This is a genomic window from Pigmentiphaga sp. YJ18, assembly GCF_038066655.1.
GTDB lineage: Bacteria > Pseudomonadota > Gammaproteobacteria > Burkholderiales > Burkholderiaceae_B > Pigmentiphaga.
Genome location: NZ_JBBUKU010000004.1, coordinates 1 through 17,481, shown reverse-complemented (window position 1 = coordinate 17,481; position 17,481 = coordinate 1). Strand labels below are relative to the sequence as shown.

The 17,481-nt window shown below is 67.1% G+C and carries 18 protein-coding genes and 1 pseudogene; 3 read left to right on the top strand and 16 right to left on the bottom strand.

Translation table 11 applies throughout. The features are described 5' to 3' along the window. Positions 1–89: 89 nt before the first annotated feature. Positions 90–1,244 (top strand): M20 aminoacylase family protein, encoded by a 1,155-nt coding sequence (locus tag WKR98_RS22415; RefSeq protein WP_341434714.1) that lies wholly within the window; start codon positions 90–92, stop codon positions 1,242–1,244. 26 nt (positions 1,245–1,270) lie between these two features. After that, positions 1,271–2,248: a Bug family tripartite tricarboxylate transporter substrate binding protein gene (locus WKR98_RS22410; protein ID WP_341434713.1), complete on the top strand. Its 978-nt coding sequence runs from the start codon at positions 1,271–1,273 to the stop codon at positions 2,246–2,248. An 85-nt stretch (positions 2,249–2,333) separates the two neighbouring features. On the opposite strand, the gene WKR98_RS22405 is transcribed toward WKR98_RS22410, so the two are convergent. From WKR98_RS22405 to WKR98_RS22360, 10 genes are all read right to left on the bottom strand, one after another. Then, positions 2,334–3,113: an SDR family NAD(P)-dependent oxidoreductase gene (locus WKR98_RS22405; RefSeq protein ID WP_341434712.1), complete on the bottom strand. Its 780-nt coding sequence runs from the start codon at positions 3,111–3,113 to the stop codon at positions 2,334–2,336. Positions 3,114–3,262: 149 nt separating this feature from the next. Next, complete coding sequence (locus tag WKR98_RS22400) at positions 3,263–3,958, bottom strand: ABC transporter ATP-binding protein (protein ID WP_341434711.1); 696 nt, start codon at positions 3,956–3,958, stop codon at positions 3,263–3,265. Between the two features lie 15 nt (positions 3,959–3,973). Next, positions 3,974–4,729, bottom strand: coding sequence for an ABC transporter ATP-binding protein (locus tag WKR98_RS22395; protein ID WP_341434710.1), 756 nt, complete (start codon positions 4,727–4,729; stop codon positions 3,974–3,976). Then, positions 4,726–5,736, bottom strand: a complete 1,011-nt coding sequence (locus WKR98_RS22390; RefSeq protein WP_124690501.1) for a branched-chain amino acid ABC transporter permease — start codon at positions 5,734–5,736, stop codon at positions 4,726–4,728. Before WKR98_RS22390 ends, WKR98_RS22395 begins: the two co-directional genes overlap by 4 nt. A 120-nt stretch (positions 5,737–5,856) precedes the next feature. Further along, the gene (locus tag WKR98_RS22385; RefSeq protein ID WP_124690502.1) at positions 5,857–6,771 is read right to left on the bottom strand and encodes a branched-chain amino acid ABC transporter permease; all 915 of its coding nucleotides are present in this window, start codon (positions 6,769–6,771) and stop codon (positions 5,857–5,859) included. Positions 6,772–7,095: 324 nt separating this feature from the next. Next, the gene (locus tag WKR98_RS22380) at positions 7,096–8,256 is read right to left on the bottom strand and encodes an ABC transporter substrate-binding protein (RefSeq protein ID WP_341434942.1); all 1,161 of its coding nucleotides are present in this window, start codon (positions 8,254–8,256) and stop codon (positions 7,096–7,098) included. Positions 8,257–8,294: 38 nt separating this feature from the next. Further along, positions 8,295–8,486: a 2-hydroxymuconate tautomerase gene (locus tag WKR98_RS22375; protein WP_087840781.1), complete on the bottom strand. Its 192-nt coding sequence runs from the start codon at positions 8,484–8,486 to the stop codon at positions 8,295–8,297. Between the two features lie 10 nt (positions 8,487–8,496). Beyond that, positions 8,497–9,951 (bottom strand): 2-hydroxymuconic semialdehyde dehydrogenase, encoded by a 1,455-nt coding sequence (locus tag WKR98_RS22370; RefSeq protein ID WP_124690503.1) that lies wholly within the window; start codon positions 9,949–9,951, stop codon positions 8,497–8,499. A 10-nt stretch (positions 9,952–9,961) separates the two neighbouring features. Next, the gene (locus WKR98_RS22365) at positions 9,962–10,663 is read right to left on the bottom strand and encodes a class II aldolase/adducin family protein (protein WP_341434709.1); all 702 of its coding nucleotides are present in this window, start codon (positions 10,661–10,663) and stop codon (positions 9,962–9,964) included. Then, a complete protein-coding gene (locus tag WKR98_RS22360) occupies positions 10,660–11,523 on the bottom strand; it encodes a VOC family protein (protein ID WP_124690504.1) in 864 nt (287 codons plus the stop codon). Before WKR98_RS22360 ends, WKR98_RS22365 begins: the two co-directional genes overlap by 4 nt. A 204-nt stretch (positions 11,524–11,727) precedes the next feature. On the opposite strand from WKR98_RS22360, the gene WKR98_RS22355 reads away from it, so the two are divergent. After that, positions 11,728–12,456, top strand: a complete 729-nt coding sequence (locus WKR98_RS22355) for a GntR family transcriptional regulator (RefSeq protein WP_238160112.1) — start codon at positions 11,728–11,730, stop codon at positions 12,454–12,456. A gap of 21 nt (positions 12,457–12,477) precedes the next feature. Here WKR98_RS22355 and WKR98_RS22350 read toward each other — a convergent pair whose 3' ends face one another. The 6 genes and pseudogenes from WKR98_RS22350 to WKR98_RS22325 all read right to left on the bottom strand — a co-directional run. Next, entirely contained in the window at positions 12,478–13,413 is a 936-nt protein-coding gene (locus WKR98_RS22350) for a D-2-hydroxyacid dehydrogenase (RefSeq protein ID WP_341434708.1), read from the bottom strand. Positions 13,414–13,419: 6 nt separating this feature from the next. Next, on the bottom strand, positions 13,420–14,649 hold the full coding sequence (locus WKR98_RS22345) for a M24 family metallopeptidase (RefSeq protein ID WP_341434707.1): 1,230 nt from the start codon (positions 14,647–14,649) through the stop codon (positions 13,420–13,422). Beyond that, complete coding sequence (locus tag WKR98_RS22340; protein ID WP_341434706.1) at positions 14,646–15,662, bottom strand: amidohydrolase family protein; 1,017 nt, start codon at positions 15,660–15,662, stop codon at positions 14,646–14,648. Before WKR98_RS22340 ends, WKR98_RS22345 begins: the two co-directional genes overlap by 4 nt. 12 nt (positions 15,663–15,674) lie before the next feature. Further along, positions 15,675–16,652 (bottom strand): Bug family tripartite tricarboxylate transporter substrate binding protein, encoded by a 978-nt coding sequence (locus WKR98_RS22335; protein ID WP_124690509.1) that lies wholly within the window; start codon positions 16,650–16,652, stop codon positions 15,675–15,677. Between the two features lie 47 nt (positions 16,653–16,699). Beyond that, the gene (locus WKR98_RS22330; RefSeq protein ID WP_161567881.1) at positions 16,700–17,170 is read right to left on the bottom strand and encodes a MarR family winged helix-turn-helix transcriptional regulator; all 471 of its coding nucleotides are present in this window, start codon (positions 17,168–17,170) and stop codon (positions 16,700–16,702) included. A 221-nt stretch (positions 17,171–17,391) separates the two neighbouring features. Further along, a pseudogene (locus WKR98_RS22325) lies at positions 17,392–17,481 on the bottom strand (oxidoreductase); the annotation flags it as partial.

Here is a 17,481-nt window from a genome sequence, read left to right as displayed (position 1 = left end):
CCCGCGCGCCGCCAGCGGGGTAAATACTTAGTGCAATTTTCAATAGTTGAAATAGCATCCTATTTTTTGCTTCACGCGATAGGATTGCAATGAAAATCGAGGTCTCGGACACCCACGCCCAGGACATGACCACGTGGCGGCGCACGCTCCACCGCAACCCGGAACTCGGCTTCGAGGAACACGAGACGGCGGCCTTCGTCGCCGAACGGCTGCGCGAATGGGGCATCGAAACCCATACCAGCATCGGCGGCACCGGCGTGGTCGGCGTCATCCAGGGCGCGCTGGGCCCCGGCCGCAACCTCGGCCTGCGCGCCGACATGGATGCCCTGCCTATGCAGGAACAGACCGGCCTGCCCTACCAGTCCGTGCGGCCCAACCGCTTCCACGGCTGCGGCCACGACGGCCACACCGCCATCCTGATGGGCGTGGCGCGCCATTTCGCGTCCCACCGCGACTTCCGCGGCACGCTGAACCTGATCTTCCAGCCCGCCGAGGAAACCCTGCGCGGCGGCTCGACCATGATCCAGGACGGCCTGTTCGAACGCTTCCCCTGCGACGAACTCTATGGCCTGCACAACCACCCTCCGCTGGAACCCGGCCGCGTCGGCGTGCGCAACGGCGCCACGCTGTCGGCCTGCGACCTGTTCCGCATCCGCATCCATGGCGTCGGCGGCCATGCCGCCAGCCCGCACCGCACGGTGGATCCGGTGGTGGTCGGCAGCGCGCTGGTGCAATCGCTGCAAACCATCGTCAGCCGTTCGGTGGACCCGTTGCAGACCGCGGTGGTCAGCGTCTGCCAGTTCCATGCCGGCACCGCCATCAACGTCATCGCCGACCAGGCCGTGCTGGAAGGCACGGTGCGCACGCTGGACCACGGCGTACAGGCCGAGGTCCTCAAACGCCTGAAGGAAATCTGCGCCGGCGCCGAGCAGGCCCATCGCTGCCGCATCGAATTCGAGCACCTGCAAACCTCGCCGGCGACCATCAACAACGCCGAGCAGGCGCAGGTCGTTCGCGAGGCCGCCCTGGCGGTGGTGGGCCCGGACGGCCTGGAGCCCGACATCCCGCCGCTGATGGCTTCCGAGGACTTCGCCTACATGCTGCAGGAAAAGCCCGGCTGCTATTTCTTCCTGGGCAACGGCGGCCACATGTGCCACCACCCCAAGTTCGACTTCAACGACGGCGTGCTGCCCGTGGGCATGTCGATGATGATCGAGATCGCGCGCCGCCGTCTGGTGGCCTGACCCCATCCCCCCGCAAGGACACCGCCATGCACGCACCCCGCTACCTTGCCGCCCCCTTTCTGGGGCTGCTCATGCTTGCCGCCGCGCCGGCCCAGGCCCAGACCGCCTATCCCGCGCGCCCCATCCACCTGATCGTCAACGGCGCGCCGGGCAGCCTGCCCGACCTGTTCGCCCGCCCCATCGCCGAGAAGATGCGGACGTCCCTGGGCCAGGCCGTGGTCATCGACAACCGCCCCGGCGCGGGCGGCCTGCTTGCCATGACCAACCTGAAGAACAGCGCCGCCGACGGCTACACGCTGGCGGTGGTCACCAACGCGCACGCCGTCTGGAACCAGTACCTGTTCAGCAAGCTGCCCTACGACCCGCAGGCCGACCTCCAGGCCGTCAGCCCTATCGCCGTGATCCCCATGGTGCTGACCGCCAGCCCCGCCCTGCCCGCGGGGTCGCTCAAGGAACTGGTCTCGCTGGCCAAGGCCAAGCCCGGCGTGCTGAACTACGCGTCCTCCAGCACCGGCTCGCCGCCCCACGTGCTGTTCGAGATGTTCAAGCTGCAAACCGGCGCCGACATCCTGCACGTGCCGTTCAAGTCCGGCCCCGATGCGCTCAACTCCACGATCGGCGACCGCACCCAGCTCTACCTGGCCGGCTCCGCCCTGATCGAGCCGCAGGTCAAGGACGGCCGGCTCAAGGCCCTGGCCGTGAACACCCGGGAACGCCTGCCCAGCCTGCCTGGCGTCCCCACCTTCGCCGAGCAGGGCTATTCGGGCCTGGAAGACACCGTGTGGCTGGGGATCGTGGCCCAGGCCGGCGTGCCGGCCGACATCGTCCGCAAGCTCAACCGCGAGATCGCCAAGGCGGTCCAGGCCGAGGACATGAAAAAGCTCTATGACGCGCACGGTTCGGTGGTCTACACCGCGAGTCCGGAGGAATTCGCCGCGCGCATCAAGGCCGATCACGCGTTGTGGGGGCCGGTGATCAGGAAGGCGAACATTTCGCTCGACTGACGCGCGGTCCGAAAAACCCGGCGCTGAAATACGAAGGCCCCGGCGGCGCATGCCTCCGGGGCCTTCGTCGATCACCGCGCGGCGTTCACTCCCGGGGCGCGCCCGGGACTTCCACCGTGTAGTTCAGCGCCAGCCGGCCGCCATCGACGAACACCGTCTGCCCGGTCACGTAGCTGGCGTCCTCGCTGGCCAGGAACACCGCGGCGCCGGCCACTTCTTCCGGACGGCCCAGCCGCGTCATCGGGATGCGCGACAGCACCGTGTGCAGCGCCTTGGGATTGTCGGTAATGGTCGACATGATGTCGGTGTCGATGCTGCCCGGCCCCAGCGCGTTGACGCGCACGCCGTGCGGCGCCATCGCCAGCGCCATGGCCTTGGTCATCTGCCGCACCGCGCCCTTGCTGGCGCCGTAGGCCAGCTGGTTGGACATCGCCAGTTCGGCCGTCATCGACGACAGCGTGATGATGCTGCCGCCGCGTCCGCCCCGCACCATGGCCTTGGCCGCGGCCTGGGCCACGAGGAAAGTGCCGCGGACGTTGACGTTCATCACGAAGTCGAGGTCCTCCAGCGTCACGTCCAGGAACTCGGCGGCGCGGATCACGCCGGCATTGCACACGCAGATGTCCAGCCCGCCGAACTCGCGCTCGCACAAGGCCACCATCTCGGCCACCTGGGCCGGGTCGGTGACGTCGCCGCGCATGGCGCGCACCGGGCCGGCCATGGCCGCCAGGGCCTCGGTCTCGACTTTCTCGGCGCGATCCACCAGCACCACGTTGGCGCCCTCCTGGCTGTACCGCTTCGCGATCGCCAGTCCGATACCGCCCGCGGCGCCGGTCACCAGCGCCGTCTTGTCCTTCAACCTCATTGCTACTCCAATCGATCCCATGGTTACAAACGGGAAAAACACCGGCCATCATCAGCCCGGTGGTGCCCCAGGGCACAGCGGATCCGGCTTTGCCGGTCCGCCAGTGCCGCCCCCTTGAGGGGGCGCGCGAAGCGCGTAGGGGGTGGGTCCTAGACGCCTACATACTGGGCGATCAGTTCGGGGCGTTCCGACAACTCCGGCGACGTGCCGCGCCAGACCGTCACGCCCTTGTCCAGGATGAAGTTGCGGTCGGACAAGCGCAGCAAGGCCTTGGTGTTCTTGTCCACCACGATCATGGTCAGGCCTTCCTGCTTGAGCCGGGCCAGCACGCTCCAGATCTCGGCGCGCACGATGGGGGCCAGGCCCTCGGTGGCCTCGTCCAGCACCAGCAGGCGGGGGTTGGTCATCAGCGCGCGGCCGATGGCCAGCATCTGCTGCTCGCCGCCCGACAGCTGCGTGCCGAGGTTGGCGCGCCGCTCCTTCAGGCGGGGAAACAGGCCATAGATCTTGTCCAGCGTCCATGCCGAGGCGTCGGTGCGCTTGGACGTGGCGATCAGGTTTTCCTCCACGGTCAGCGTGGGGAAGATCTGGCGCCCTTCGGGCACCAGCGACAGCCCCAGCCGGCCCACGCGGTACGGCGCCATGCCGTTCAGCGTCTGCCCGTCGAAGGTGATGCTGCCGGCCGCCGGCTTGAGCAGGCCGAACAGGCAGTTGATCACCGTCGTGCGCCCCATGCCGTTGCGGCCGATCAGGCCCACGACCTCGCCGCGCTTGACCTCCATGTCGATGTCGAACAGCGCCTGGCAGGAACCGTACTTGGCCGCCAGTCCTTGTATGGAAAGCATGCGTGAACTCCTGCCTCAGGCGTCGGCGTCGTCGCCCAGATAGGCGCGGCGCACTTCGGGATGGTTGCGGATTTCCTCGATCGAGCCGGTCGCGACGATCTTGCCGTAGACCAGCACGCTGATGCGGTCGGCCAGCGAGAAGACGGCGTTCATGTCGTGTTCGATCAGCAGGATGGTGTAGCGGCCCTTCAGCGAACGCAGCAGCTCGATGGCGGCGGCGCCTTCGGCCGCGCTCATGCCGGCCATGGGTTCGTCCAGCAGCAGGATGCGCGGATCCGCCGCCAGCGCCATTGCGACCTCGAGCTGGCGCCGCTGGCCGTAGGCCAGGTTGGACACCACGGTGTCGGCCACGTCGGACAGATGGCACTGCTCGATGATGCCGCGCGCCTTCTCCATGACGCCCCCGTAGGACGACATGGGCTTCCAGACGGCCCAGCGCACGCCTTTCTTGCGCAGCGCCGCCAGGCACACGTTCTCGACCACGGTGAAGGCATCGAAGATGGACGTGATCTGGTAGGAGCGCAGCAGGCCCATGCCCACGCGCTGCTGCACGGGGGTACCGCTGACCTCTTCGCCGCCCAGCACGATGCTGCCCTCGTCCGAGCGCAGTTCACCGGTCAGCAGGTTGATCAGCGTGGTCTTGCCGGCGCCGTTGGGGCCGATGATGGCGTGCAGTTCGCCCGGTTCGATCTCCAGCGTCACGCCGTCGGTGGCGCGCAGGCCGCCGAAGCGCTTGACCAGGTCCTGGGTACGCAGTCCGATGGCGTTCATTGCGACTCTCCCGCGGAAACGGCGGCGACCTTGGGTGCCGCGGCAGGCGCCGCGGACGGCGCCGGGGCGGGCTCCTCGCGCCGGCGGATCAGCCACGCGAAGCCGTTCTTGCTGACCAGGGCGATCACGACGATGACCGGCCCCATGATCAGCATCCAGTGCTGGGTCAGGCCCTTGAAGAATTCTTCCATGACGAGGAAGGCGATCGCGCCGACGATGGGACCGGTGATCGTGCCCAGCCCGCCGATGACCAGCATGACGATCAGCTCGCCCGACACCGGCCACGACATGTAGCTGGGCGAGGCGAAGGCCGTCAGGTTGGCCAGCAGGAGGCCCGCCAGGCCGGTCAGCACGCCGGACATGACGTAGGCGGCCAGTTGCACGCGGAAGACCGAATAGCCGAACGCGTTGACGCGGCGCGGGTTGATGTGGGTGGCCTGCAGCACCATCCCGAACGGCGACTTCTTGAGCCGCGCCAGGAAGATCGTGACCGCCAGCAGGACGGCCCAGGTCGCCCAATAGACCTCGGTACTGCCGGACAGCTCGAACAGCCCGAAGTTGCTGGGCTCGTTGATGTTCAGCCCGTCGTCGCCGCCGAAGGTGGTCATGCTGACCATCAGGAAGTAGAACATCTGGGCGAAGGCCAGCGTGATCATGATGAAGCCGATGCCCGAGGTGCGCAGGCACACCGTGCCGACCACCAGGCCCACCAGCGCGCACACGACCACGGCGGCCAGCAGTTGCAGCCAGCCATCGCTGATGCCGTAGAAGCTGAGTATGCCCACGGCATAGCAGCCCAGGCCGATGAACATGGCATGGCCGAAGCTGACCAGGCCGGCGAAGCCCAGCACGAGGTTCAGCGCGCACGCAGCCAGCGCATAGACCAGCACGCGCGCGAAGAACGTCACGTAGAACGGTTCGCCTATCGCCTGCGCGACGAATGGCACGGCCGCCAGGAGTATGAACAGGACCGGGATCATCCAGGCCCCGAATTTGACGCGATTCATATCGTCTACCTTGCAGGAATATCAGTTACCGCCGCAACCAGACCCAGGGCACCGCGGATCCGGCTCCGCCGGTCCGCCAGTGCCGCCCCCCGGGGGGCGCGCGCAGCGCGTAGGGGGGGCCTACTTCTTGTTCAAAATGCCGTTGGGCCGGAACGCCAGCACCAGCGCCATCAACACGTAGATCAGCATGGAGGCCATGGCCGGACCCACGGCGTTGGCCGAGGCCGGCTGCATGAACGAGCCGAGCAGGTGCGGGATGTAGGCGCGTCCCAGCGTGTCGATCACGGCGATGATCATCGCCGCCACCAGGGCGCCCCGGATGGAGCCGATGCCGCCCACCACGATGACCACCAGCGCCAGGATCAGGACCGGTTCGCCCATGCCGGACTGCACCGACAGGATGGGACCCGCCAGCGCGCCCGCCAGGCCGGCCAGCCCCGCCCCGAGCATGAACAGCAGCTTCTTGAGCAGGTCGATGTTCACGCCCAGCACGCTGACCATGGACGAGTTGCTGGCGCCGGCGCGTATCAGCATGCCGAATCGCGTCTTCTGGATCAGGTACCAGGCGCCCAGCGCCACCAGCACGCCGACCGCGATGATCAGGATCCGATAGACGGGATATTGCGACCCGAACAGCGTCACCGCGCCGTTCAGCGCCGACGGGATGGCCGCGTAGTAGGGACGATTGCCGAAGATGACGATCGCCAGTTCATTGAAGAACATCATCAGGCCGAAGGTCGCGAGCACCTGGTACAGGTGGTCGTGCCGGTACAGCGGCTTGGCGACCAGATGCTCCAGCAGCAGCCCCACCAGCCCGGCGGCGATGATGGCGGCGGCAATGGCGAAGATGAAGGACCCGCTCGCGTTGTAACTGGCCGCCCCGATGAACGCGCCGACCATGTACAGCGAACCGTGCGCGAGGTTGATGAAATTCATGATGCCGAAGATCAGGGTCAACCCTGACGACAGCAGGAACAACAGGACGCCGAGCTGCACACCATTGAGCAACTGCGACAAAAACAGCGAACTATTCATTGACAGACTTCCGTGTCAAAACCCAGGTCTTCCCCGCATACCCGGTTCTTTCGTTCTTAGTGCCCATGCACTCCCCGATCCCATTCCGGCGATCGCCATCCGAGCATACCGGCGCCCGCCCCCATCATCCATCGGTGCCACCCCTGAAGGGAAGCCCAGTCCGTACCACTTAGACAGGTGCCCCGACCCAAGATAAGGGACCTAGACCCAGGATGCGGGTGGATCCGGCTCCGCCGGTCCACCCGCATCACCCCCTTGAGGGGGCGCCCGAAGGGCGTAGGGGGTGGGCTTTCCTTGCGCGCGTCAGCGCGTAGGGGGGATCTTCTACAGCTTGCATTCAGCAGCGTACGCGTCCTTATGGTCCGTCAGGACCTGCGACAGCTGCTTGTAGCCCACGCCGTCGCCGTTCTTGACGATCTCGTAGGCGTAGTAGTGCTGGATGGGCATGTTGTTGGTGTTGAAGGCAAACTTGCCACGGGCCGTGGGGAACTTGGAGCCGGCTTCCTTGACGGCGGCCGCGAAGGCCTTCTTGTTCGACACCTTGCCGCCCAGCTTGGTGATCGCCGCGTCCAGCAGGTAGGCGGCGTCATAGGCGGCCACCGCGTACTCGGTGGGAGGACGCTTGTACTTGGCCTCGTAGCCCGACACGAATTTCTTGTTCTGCGGGTTGTCGAGCACCGGTGCCCACGGCGTGCCGTAGACCGACCCGATCGCCTGCTGCTTGAGCGCGGCCAGCGAGTTCGAATCGATCAGGCTCTCGGACAGGAACGGCAGCTTGCCCATCAGGCCGGCCTGGTTCAGCTGGCGCACGAAGTTCACGCCCACGCCGCCGGGATAGAACACGAACAGCGCGTCGGGCTTGGCGCTCTGGACGGCGGCGATCTCGGCCGCGTAGTCGAGCTGGCCCAGCGGGGTGTAGACCTCGTTCTGGATCGTGCCGCCGTAGAAACGCTTGAAGCCGGCCAGCTTGTCCTTGCCGGCCTGGTAGTTCGACGTCATCAGGTAGACGTTCTTGTAGCCCTGTTCCTTGGCGTACTTGCCCATGGCTTCGGACATGCCGTCGTTCTGCCAGCCCATCACGAACAGGTTGGCCATGCAGCCCTTGCCGGCGATCGGGGCCGGACCCGCGTTGGTCGACAGCGCGACGACGCCCGAGTCCTTGATGCGGCGGGTCTCGGCCATCAGCACGTTCGAGAAGCCCAGTCCGACGATGGCGTCGACCTTGTCGCGCTCGATGAATTTCTGGACGATCTGCGCGCCCACGTCGGGCTTGAGCTGGTCATCCTCGCGCAGCACGGTCACGGGCTGGCCGCCCAGCTTGCCGCCCAGTTGCTCGACGGCCAGCATGAAGCCGTCGTACTGGTCCTGGCCCAGCGCGGCCATGGGGCCCGACAGCACCCCCGAAAAACCGACCTTGACCTCGGCATGCGCCGCGCCAGCGGCCATCAGGGCCGCCGCGATCAGGGCGGCGGTTTGTTTCTTCATCATCGACTATGTCTCCTTCGTCGGGAAATGGCGGGAAATCAGCGCCCCAGCGCTTTGGCGGTCTTGCCGCCGATCCCGAAATTCGTCTTGGGCACTTCGACCAGCACCACGCGCACGGACTCGCGCGGAGCACCGATGGCGCGGTGGGTGGCTTCGGTCAATTCCTCGATCAGGGCCGCACGCTGTTCGTCGGTGCGGCCCTCCATCATTTGCACCTGGATGAGGGGCATGGCGCGCTCCTTACAGTTTCACGCAGACGTTGCGCAGCTCGGTGTAGAACTCCAGCGAATGCACCCCGCCCTCGCGGCCGATGCCCGATTGCTTGGCGCCGCCGAAGGACGTGCGCAGGTCGCGCAGGAACCACGAGTTCACCCAGCAGATGCCGACGTTCAGGGCCTTGCCCAGGCGGTGGGCGGTGCCCACGTTCTGCGTCCACACCGTGGCGGCCAGGCCGTACGGCGTGTCGTTGGCCATCTTGATGACTTCTTCCTCGGTGTCGAAGGGCGTGATGTGGCAGCAGGGACCGAAGATCTCTTCGCGGATCACCGCGGCGGTCTGGGGCAGGCCAGTCCAGATCGTGGGTTGCACCCAGGCGCCCTCCGCCATCTTGCCAGGCATGTCGGGCACGCCGCCGCCGGTGACGATGGTGGCACCTTCCTCGCGGGCCTTGGCGTAGTAGCTCAGGACCTTCTCGCGGTGCACCTGCGAGACCAGCGGACCGAAGTTGGTGGCGTGGTCGTGCGGGTCGCCCAGCTTGAACGCTTCGGCCTTGGCCTTGAGCGCGGCGACGAACTTATCGAAGATGGGACGCTGCACGTAGACGCGCTCCGTGCCCAGGCACACCTGGCCGCTGTTCTCGAAGGACGAGCGGGCGATGCCGGCCACGGCCTTGTCGAAATCGGCGTCGGCGAAGACGATGCCGGGGTTCTTGCCGCCCAGCTCGAACGACACCGGACGCACGCCCTTGGCGGCGGCCTGCATGATGGCCTCGCCGGTGCGGGTCTCGCCGGTGAAGGTGATGCCGTCCACGTCGGGATGGCGGGTCAGGAATTCGCCGGCCGAATCCGGGCCGAAGCCGTGGACCACGTTGTAGACGCCCGGCGGCACGCCCACTTCGTTCATGACCTCGCCCAGCAGCGTGGCGGTGGCGGGGGTTTCTTCCGAAGGCTTGACCACGACGGTGTTGCCGCAGGCCAGGGCCGGACCGACCTTCCAGGTCATCAGCAGCAGCGGCAGGTTCCACGGGCACACCACGCCGATCACGCCGCGCGGCACGCGCACCGCGTAGTTCAGCGCGAAGCCGTTGTCGGGGGTTTCCATGTCGAAGCTTTCGCCCGGCACGTTGCGGATCAGGTCGGCGAAGACCTTGAAGTTGGCGGCGCCGCGCGGGATGTCCACGTGGCTGGCCAGCACGTGCGGCTTGCCGGTGTCGGCCATCTCGGCCGCCAGGAAATCGTCGAAGCGGCGGTTGATGCCGTCGGCGATGGCGTGCAGCATTTCCACGCGCTGCTGGACCTTCATCGTGGCCCACGGGCCGGACAGCGCCGCCCGGGCGGCGCGCACGGCGGCATCGACTTCGGCCTGGCCGGCTTCGTGCACCGGGCCGATCAGGCTGTTGTCGACGGGATTGCGGTTCTCGAAGGTCTTGCCTGTGGCGACCCACTGGCCGTTGATGAAATTCTTGAATTCGTTCATGGACATACCCCTAGATGACATTGGCAAATTCGGGATCCCCGTCGCACAGGTATTCCCACATGCGTTCGAAGATGCGGCCGGCGCCGGTGGCGCGGCGGGCGGCCTCTTCCGGCGACAGCGTCGGACCGTCGGCCAGTCCGGCCGCGCGCAGCTGCAGCTCGATGCGCGCGGCGTCCTCGAGATACCAGTTCAGCACCACGGCCTGTTCGATGTCGGGCGCGGCCACCACCGCGCCGTTGCCGCGCATGACCACGGCCGAGGCGTTGCCCAGCTTCGCGGCCACGCCGGCGGCCTGCTCGTCGGTGCGGATCAGTTGGGGATCGTCCCAGAGCGGCACCGCCGGCGAAAAATACGATCCCATGCCATGGCGCGGCGCCGGCGTCACGCGCGCGGACGACAGGGTCATCACGTCGCGCGGCATGCTGCGGATCACTGCTCCGACCTCGGGACGCAGGCGATAGATGTGCTGGTGGATGCGGACTTCGCCCAGCACGCCCTCGGGCAGCTCGCCGTTCACCGGCACCACCGTGCCGTCTTCGTGCGGGCCGATCATGCCCATGGGCTTGGCGGCGCAGACCAGGAACCGGTCGGCGTCCAGCCGCAGGCTGCAATGCCCGTAGGCGTGGACGAGATTGGCGCGCGCCAGGGCGCGCGCCGCCGCCCGCACCAGGCTCTGCTGCCGGGCGGTCGGTGCGTGGTCGTGCTGGCTCAAGTCTTGAACTCCGGAATATCGGGTTTGGATCCCCACATGCAGAACGACGACGGGATGGCGGGGAAGGTGCGGGGACGGTAGGTCTTCTCGTCCTCTTCCGTGATCAGGCGCACGCCCGTCGAGTATTCGTAGATCATCCCGTCCGGTCCCTCGAAATACAGGAACATCGCGCCCGAGGTCGGATGGCGGCCGGGACCGAAGCGGATGGGGATGCCTTTCTCCAGCAGGATGTAATAGGCCCGCATCACGTCGTCGATGCTCTCGACCTGATGGTTGATGTGCTGCACGCCCGGATAGCTGGACGGGAACAGCGCGATCTTGTGATGCACTTCGTCGATGCGCAGCAGGGGCGCTTCGCCGATGCGGTCGCTGACCTTGGCGCTGAGCAACTGGGTCCAGAAGGCTTCGTCGCGGCGGGGATTCAGGGTGCGCAGGCCGATGTGGCTGAAGCCCGTGATGCCGGCGTCGCGCGACGGGAAATAGCGGCGGCCGCTGTGGTGCGGCGCATGGACCAGGTCGACGCTGTTGCCCGACGGGTCCTTGAAATTGATGAAGTCGCGCACGTGGCGCTTCTCGGCTTCTTCGACGCTGCCGCGGGTGGCCGCGTAGCCGGACTGCTCCAGCAGCACCATGGCCTGGTCCAGTTCCTCGGGCGTGTCCACCTCGAAGGCCGAGGTGTGGTCGCGCGCGTCGCCTTCGAAATAGCAGAGCGTGTGATCGCGGCTGTCGGACTTCAGATAGACCGCCTTGCCGACGCGGCGGGCCACTTCCAGGCCCAGCACTTCGGTCGCGTAGCGCACCGAGCCTTCCAGGTCGGGCGTGCCCAGCCGCACGTAGCGGATGTCGTGTAGATGAATCACTGGTGTCTCCAGCTGGGGGCCGGGAAAGCCCCTGCACTTTCGTAGACGGACACGATACGCCACAAAATATCGGTTGGAAATATTTTTATCGAGATTTTATGGATTTCCCTAATATCCATGGATTTCATCGAGAATGGACTAGAATCTAGCCATCGCTCATGAGAGGGGGCAGCCAGCCGCCCGAGACGCATGCCTGGAATTCCATTGGAACTACCGCCCCTGGCCCACGCCGCCGCCCCCACCACGCTCGTGGGCACGGCCTATGCCGCCCTGCGGCGCGACATCATCGAAGGCAAGCTTGCGCCCGGCTCGCGCCTGCGCGTGGAGCACCTGAAGGATTCCTATGGGGTCGGCGCCGGCACGCTGCGCGAGGCGCTGTCGCTGCTGGTGTCGGACGCGCTGGTGGTGTCCCACGGCCAGCGCGGCTTCCACGTCACGCCCATCTCGATGGAAGACTTCCTGGACATCACCCGCAATCGCATCCTGCTGGAATGCGAAGCCTTGCGGCAGGCCATCCAGGCCGGCGACGACGTCTGGGAAAGCCGCATCATCGCCGCCTTCCACCGCCTGAGCCGGGCCGAGGAACGGCTGGCCACCAACCCCGTCAACCGCTTCGACGAATGGGAAGACCGCAACCGCGAGTTCCACCAGGCGCTGATCAGCGCCTGTACCTCGCGCTGGATGCACCACTTCCTGGGCATCCTGTACCAGCAGGCCGAGCGCTACCGGCGGCTGGTCGTGACCCGCAAGCCCATACCGCGCGACGTGCACGACGAACACCGCAACATCCTGGAGGCCTCGCTGGCCCGGGATGGCGAGCGCGCCGGCCGCCTGCTGTCCGAGCACATCAGCACGACCTACGAGGCAGTCAAGCACCTGCCCGCGGACCTGTTCACGAACGTCACGCCGATCACCGACGGCGCGGCCTCGTAGGACACCACGGGGGCTTCGCCCTCAGCGCACGAGATTGCGCAAGTCCTGTGGGCGGCCTTGCAGAAAGGCCGCGAGATTGGCCCGCAGGATGGGCAGCACCTGGTCCGCGTAGCGATCGGACTCTCCCCCCAGGTGCGGCGTCACGAAGACCCGGTCGGCGGTCCACAACGGATGATCGGCCGGCAACGGCTCGGTCTCGAACACGTCCATCCCCGCCCCGCCCAGCCGCCCTTCGCGCAACGCCCGCAGCACGGCCGCCTCGTCGCAGACGCCCCCGCGCGCCAGGTTGACGAGAATCGCGTCGGGCTTCATCGCCGCCAGGATGCGGGCATCGACCAGATGCCGGGTCTCGTCGGACAACGGCACCAGCAGCACCATGAAATCGGCCAGCGCCGCCGCCTGGGCCAGGTCACGGCGGTCGTGCACGCGATCGAACCCGGGAATGGGACGGGGGGCGGCGGACACGCCATGCACCGGCATGCCGAATGCGCGGCAACGCCCGGCCAGTTCGCCCGCGATCGCTCCCGTGCCGACGATGACCACCGTCTTGCCGTGCAGCAGCGGCTGGGGATAGCGTTCCCATACCGCCCTGCGCTGGTTCGCGGCAAGGCGAGGCACGTCGCGCGCCAGCGCCAGCATGTGCACGAACGCCATCTCCGCCACCGCCGGCCCCTGCACGCCGCGTGTGGAGGTGATGGCAATATCCGGACGCCCCGCGCACAGATCGAGCATGCCATCCACGCCGGAGGACAGGGCCTGGAGCCACTCGAGCCGATGGGCCCGTGCGATCAGGCCCGGCGACAGCGCGCTGGCGAAGGCCATGATGGCCTGGGCGCCCTCAGCATGCTCCCAGGCCGCCTCGGGCGTGGCGGCGGCGCGCAGATCCGCGCCGGGACAAGCCCGCGCCAGTTGCTGGCAATAATAGTCGGCGTCGGCGTTGATGATGAGTACGGTCATCGGGACTTAGCGCTCGATGATCCGCTGCGGCGTCCCGTGCAGACACGAAGGCGGACCATCGGATCGGATCAGGTAGTTTTCGCAAACGGTCATGAACATCGACGCTGATCCGATCGCCGGATGCACCGCGATGTTCATGCCGGCTTCGATGCACAGGCTTTCGTCCTGCCGGATCAGGGGCCGCTCGACCAGGTCGTAGCCCTGGCCATGGCAATGCAGCCGGCGCTCCTCGGGCCAGCCTCGGCCGCGCATGAAGGCATTGTAGGCGGCGAAGACGTCCGCGCACGGCGCCCCGGGCCGCAGCAGTGCCAGCGTCGCGCGCTGCGCTTCCAGCACGGCGTCGAAGGCATCGCGCACGTCGTTGCCGGCCCGGCCCAGGACGATGGGCCGGGCGATGTGCGCGAACATGCCGCCCGGCCCCGCGTTTTCCACCAGCAGCGTGAACATGTCGCCCTCGCGCAGTTCCCTGCCCTGCTGGAAGCGGGGCCGCAAACCGGCCGCCTGGCCCGGCGCCGCGGACGATCCGAAGAACATGCCCTGCTCGCTGCCCAGCAACTGCCCGGCGTGCTGGGCATGCGCCATGACCTCGAAGTCGCGCATGCCCGGACGGATCGCGGCGGCGACCTCGGCAACGATGCGGTCCTGCATCGCGGCGGCGTCCTGGATCAGGGCGATCTCTTCTTCGCTCTTGATGGCCTTGATGGCATCGACCGCGGGCGTCATGTCCACCAGCGCGGCGCCCATCTGCTCGCGCAGGTAGGCGCCGAACGGGTAATAGGCGCTGGCCGCCGCCAGGATGCCGATGCGGCGGTAGCCGTGCCGGCGCATCTCGCGCACCACGATCGCGGCGTCGTAGTCGGCGGTATAGGCCACGGACGGATAGCTCGGAACCATGCAGCGGCGCCCCACGCCGGGATTGGACGGGTCGTCGCCGTCGAACTCCAGCACGGCGTCGAAAGGGCCCTGGTCCACCAGCGTCATCAACCCATCGACGGGAAAGACCAGGGTGCGCGGGTTGTAGTTGCCCGAAGGCTGGCCGGACAGCCAGCGGAAATAGCCTCCGCCGGAAATGCCGTTGGCGCCCTGCACCACCAGCGCATCGACCCCGGCATCGGCCATGGCGCCGCGCACCGCTGCCCAGCGGCGCTCCAGTTCGACGCGCGACACGGGATTCAGCGTCCTGCCATCGGCCGCGAGCCGGATCACCGGACGATCGGCTATCGAGAATACGTTCATTCCTTTACCCCGAGCTTGAGCAAGCGCCTGGCGTTGCCCTCGAAAATGTCCTGCCGCTGGCCATCGGTCAACGCCAGCCCTTCCACGGCCGCGATGGCCGAGCGGATGTAGCCCGCCCCCTGTTCGGGGCCGAACGGCGCATCGGTCGCGAACAGCATGTTCCGCGGACCGAAGAAATCCAGGCAGCATTCGATCGCCGGCTGCCCGATGGCGCCCACCGTATCCGCGTGGAACATGCGGAAGTAGTCCACGGGCCGCTTCGTCATCGCCCGCCGCAGGGATGAATAGTCTTCCTCGGGGGTGCGCGCGCCCAGCCGTTCCCAGACGTTGGTCACGCGCCCCTCCAGGTACGGAATGGTGCCGCCCATCTGGTGGGCGATGACCTTCAGCCCGGGATACCGGTCGAACAGTCCGGACAGCCCGATATGCGCCATCGCCACGCTGGTTTCGTGGGGCCAGCCGAGGGCGAACCAGATCTCGTAGTGGCTTCTGGACTCGGCGGTGTAGTCCGCGTGCGAGGCTTCCCGCTCGGGATGCAGCCAGATGGGAAGATCGAGCGCCGCCATCAGGCCGAACAAGCCCACCGTTCGCGGCGACGTCAGCGGGTGGCCGAGCACATGCGTATAGACCTGGACACCGACGGCCCCCAGGTCGCGCACGGCCCGCTCGGCTTCGCGCATCAGTCCATCCCCGTCGTTCATCGGCAGCGCGGCGACGAAGCCGGGAAAGCGATCGGCATGGCGCGCCACGAGCTCCGCCATTTCGTCGTTCGCGCAACGCGCCAGATCGCAGGCCAGCGCCGGTCCGCCCATGCTTTCGATGGGCGGACCGGACATGCAGACGATCTGCGCATAGTCGTCGAACCTGTCCATGAGGCGGAACCGCAGGTCCATGTCATGCAGCGACGGCACGCCATACAACAGGCGGGCTCGCGCGCCGCCATCGGGCAATACCCGCTCCATGCGCTCATGGAAGGGCCGCGGGCAGATATGCGAGAACACATCGAGCTTCATGAAGCCGGCCGCTCACTCGACCTTGATATGGGCGGTCCTGATGACGCGCCCCCATTTGCCGATCTCCGCCGTCACGAAAGCGCCCAGCGCCTCGGGCGTACCGGGCGCCGGTTCCATGCCGCCCTGGATGACGGCCTGCCTGCCCTCGGGCGAATTCAGAATGCGGCCCACGTCCTGGCTGACCTTGCGCACGATATCCGCCGGGGTGCCCGCGGGCGCGAACATTGCCACCCACCCGCTGGCGACGTAGTCCGGGTAGCCCGATTCGGCCACGGTGGGCACGTCGGGGGCCGATGTAGGCCGCTGCGCGTCGACCACGGCCAGGATGCGCAGGCGCCGGTCCTGCACCAGCGGCAGCAGCGTGGTGAGATCGGATATGCCGAAATTGACCTCGCCCGAGGCGATCGCCAGCGCCGCCGGCGCCGTGCCCTTGTAGGGCACCGCCGCCATCTTCGCGCCGGTGATGGAGGCCAGCAATTCGCCCGCGAGGTGGGTCTGGCTGCCGGAGCCGGAAACGCTGTAGAGCAGGCCCTGCCTGCTGCCCTTGCCCAGGGCGATCAGGTCCGCCACGTTGCGCACCGGCACCGAGGGATGAACGGCGATGGCGGTGGGAATGGTGGCGATCATCGTCACCGGCGCCAGATCCCTGGCCGCGTCATACGGCATCTTGCGAAAGTGCTGGTTGATCGCGATCGCCCCGGGCGAACTCAGCACGAAGGTATAGCCGTCGGGCGGCGCCTTGGCCACCAGGTCCACGCCTATCGCTCCGGCGGCGCCGGGACGGTTCTCGACCACCACCGATTGCTTCCATTGCGGCGCCAGCTTTGCGCTTAGCAGGCGCGCAAGCTGGTCGACGCTGCCCCCGGGCGGGAAGGGCGCGATCAGGCGCACCGGGCGCGCGGGATAGCTCTGCGCGGGCACCGCCATCGGAACAGCGGCCAGGCAGGCGACGGCCGCGATACGGACACAGGACAAGCGACGATGCGACATGACGGTTCCTTCAAGGAAAGGACGCTGCGGAAACGGCGCGAGACGATTCAGGCCAGGCCGACGATCTTGCGCATGATGACGAAGAAGGCCTGGCGTTCTTCCTGGCTCAGGTCGCCCAGGATCTCGTTCTGGGACGAGGCGATCTCGGGCTGTATGCGTTGCAGCAGCGATTCGCCCGAGACCGACAGGCGCAGCTCGTGCGCACGCCCGTCCAGCTCGGAACGGGAACGCTCCACCAGCCCGCGCTCGACGAAGCGCTTGACGATCCGGCCCACGGTCACGACGTCGACCGACACGGAGGCCGCCAGGCTGGCCTGGTCCACGCCCGGATGGAAATGCAGGGCGGTCAGCAGGACCATCTGCGGCACCGTCAGGTCGTAGGGCTGCAGCCGGCGGTCCAGTCCGGCCACGGAGATCTGGTGAGCGCGGCGGATCAGAAAGCCGGGCTTGTCCGCGAAACGGTCGATGTCGTTGCGGGCGGCGACGTTCGGGTGGTCTTTTTTCTCGGGCAGGGACATGGATCGGCAAGCGGTTCGGATAGGCTCCGACAAATAATACGCACGCTTATCAAAATCCGCAACATGATACGCATGCTTATCAAATAGACATAAAAAAGCGGTGCCCAAAGACACCGCCGCACATTCACATGCCCACTCTCCCGCCCCGGGATGCGGTGGATCCGGCTCCGCCGGTCCACCCGCATCGCCCTCTGGGGAGCGCCCGAAGGGCGCAGGGAGGGTCAGATATCCAGAACGAGCTTGCTGCCCTTGCAGCCGGACACGCAGACCATCATGGTCTTGTTCGACTCGCGTTCGCGCTCGGTCAGCAC

Coding starts and splice junctions, on each gene's coding strand:
- WKR98_RS22405 (WP_341434712.1), bottom strand. CDS start 3,113: ATGAGGTTGAAGGACAAGACGGCGCTGGTGACCGGCGCCGCGGGCGGT.
- WKR98_RS22350 (WP_341434708.1), bottom strand. CDS start 13,413: ATGACCGTACTCATCATCAACGCCGACGCCGACTATTATTGCCAGCAA.
- WKR98_RS22380 (WP_341434942.1), bottom strand. CDS start 8,256: ATGAAGAAACAAACCGCCGCCCTGATCGCGGCGGCCCTGATGGCCGCT.
- WKR98_RS22340 (WP_341434706.1), bottom strand. CDS start 15,662: ATGAAGCTCGATGTGTTCTCGCATATCTGCCCGCGGCCCTTCCATGAG.
- WKR98_RS22370 (WP_124690503.1), bottom strand. CDS start 9,951: ATGAACGAATTCAAGAATTTCATCAACGGCCAGTGGGTCGCCACAGGC.
- WKR98_RS22330 (WP_161567881.1), bottom strand. CDS start 17,170: ATGTCCCTGCCCGAGAAAAAAGACCACCCGAACGTCGCCGCCCGCAAC.
- WKR98_RS22375 (WP_087840781.1), bottom strand. CDS start 8,486: ATGCCCCTCATCCAGGTGCAAATGATGGAGGGCCGCACCGACGAACAG.
- WKR98_RS22345 (WP_341434707.1), bottom strand. CDS start 14,649: ATGAACGTATTCTCGATAGCCGATCGTCCGGTGATCCGGCTCGCGGCC.
- WKR98_RS22335 (WP_124690509.1), bottom strand. CDS start 16,652: ATGTCGCATCGTCGCTTGTCCTGTGTCCGTATCGCGGCCGTCGCCTGC.
- WKR98_RS22390 (WP_124690501.1), bottom strand. CDS start 5,736: ATGAATCGCGTCAAATTCGGGGCCTGGATGATCCCGGTCCTGTTCATA.
- WKR98_RS22400 (WP_341434711.1), bottom strand. CDS start 3,958: ATGCTTTCCATACAAGGACTGGCGGCCAAGTACGGTTCCTGCCAGGCG.
- WKR98_RS22410 (WP_341434713.1), top strand. CDS start 1,271: ATGCACGCACCCCGCTACCTTGCCGCCCCCTTTCTGGGGCTGCTCATG.
- WKR98_RS22415 (WP_341434714.1), top strand. CDS start 90: ATGAAAATCGAGGTCTCGGACACCCACGCCCAGGACATGACCACGTGG.
- WKR98_RS22385 (WP_124690502.1), bottom strand. CDS start 6,771: ATGAATAGTTCGCTGTTTTTGTCGCAGTTGCTCAATGGTGTGCAGCTC.
- WKR98_RS22395 (WP_341434710.1), bottom strand. CDS start 4,729: ATGAACGCCATCGGACTGCGTACCCAGGACCTGGTCAAGCGCTTCGGC.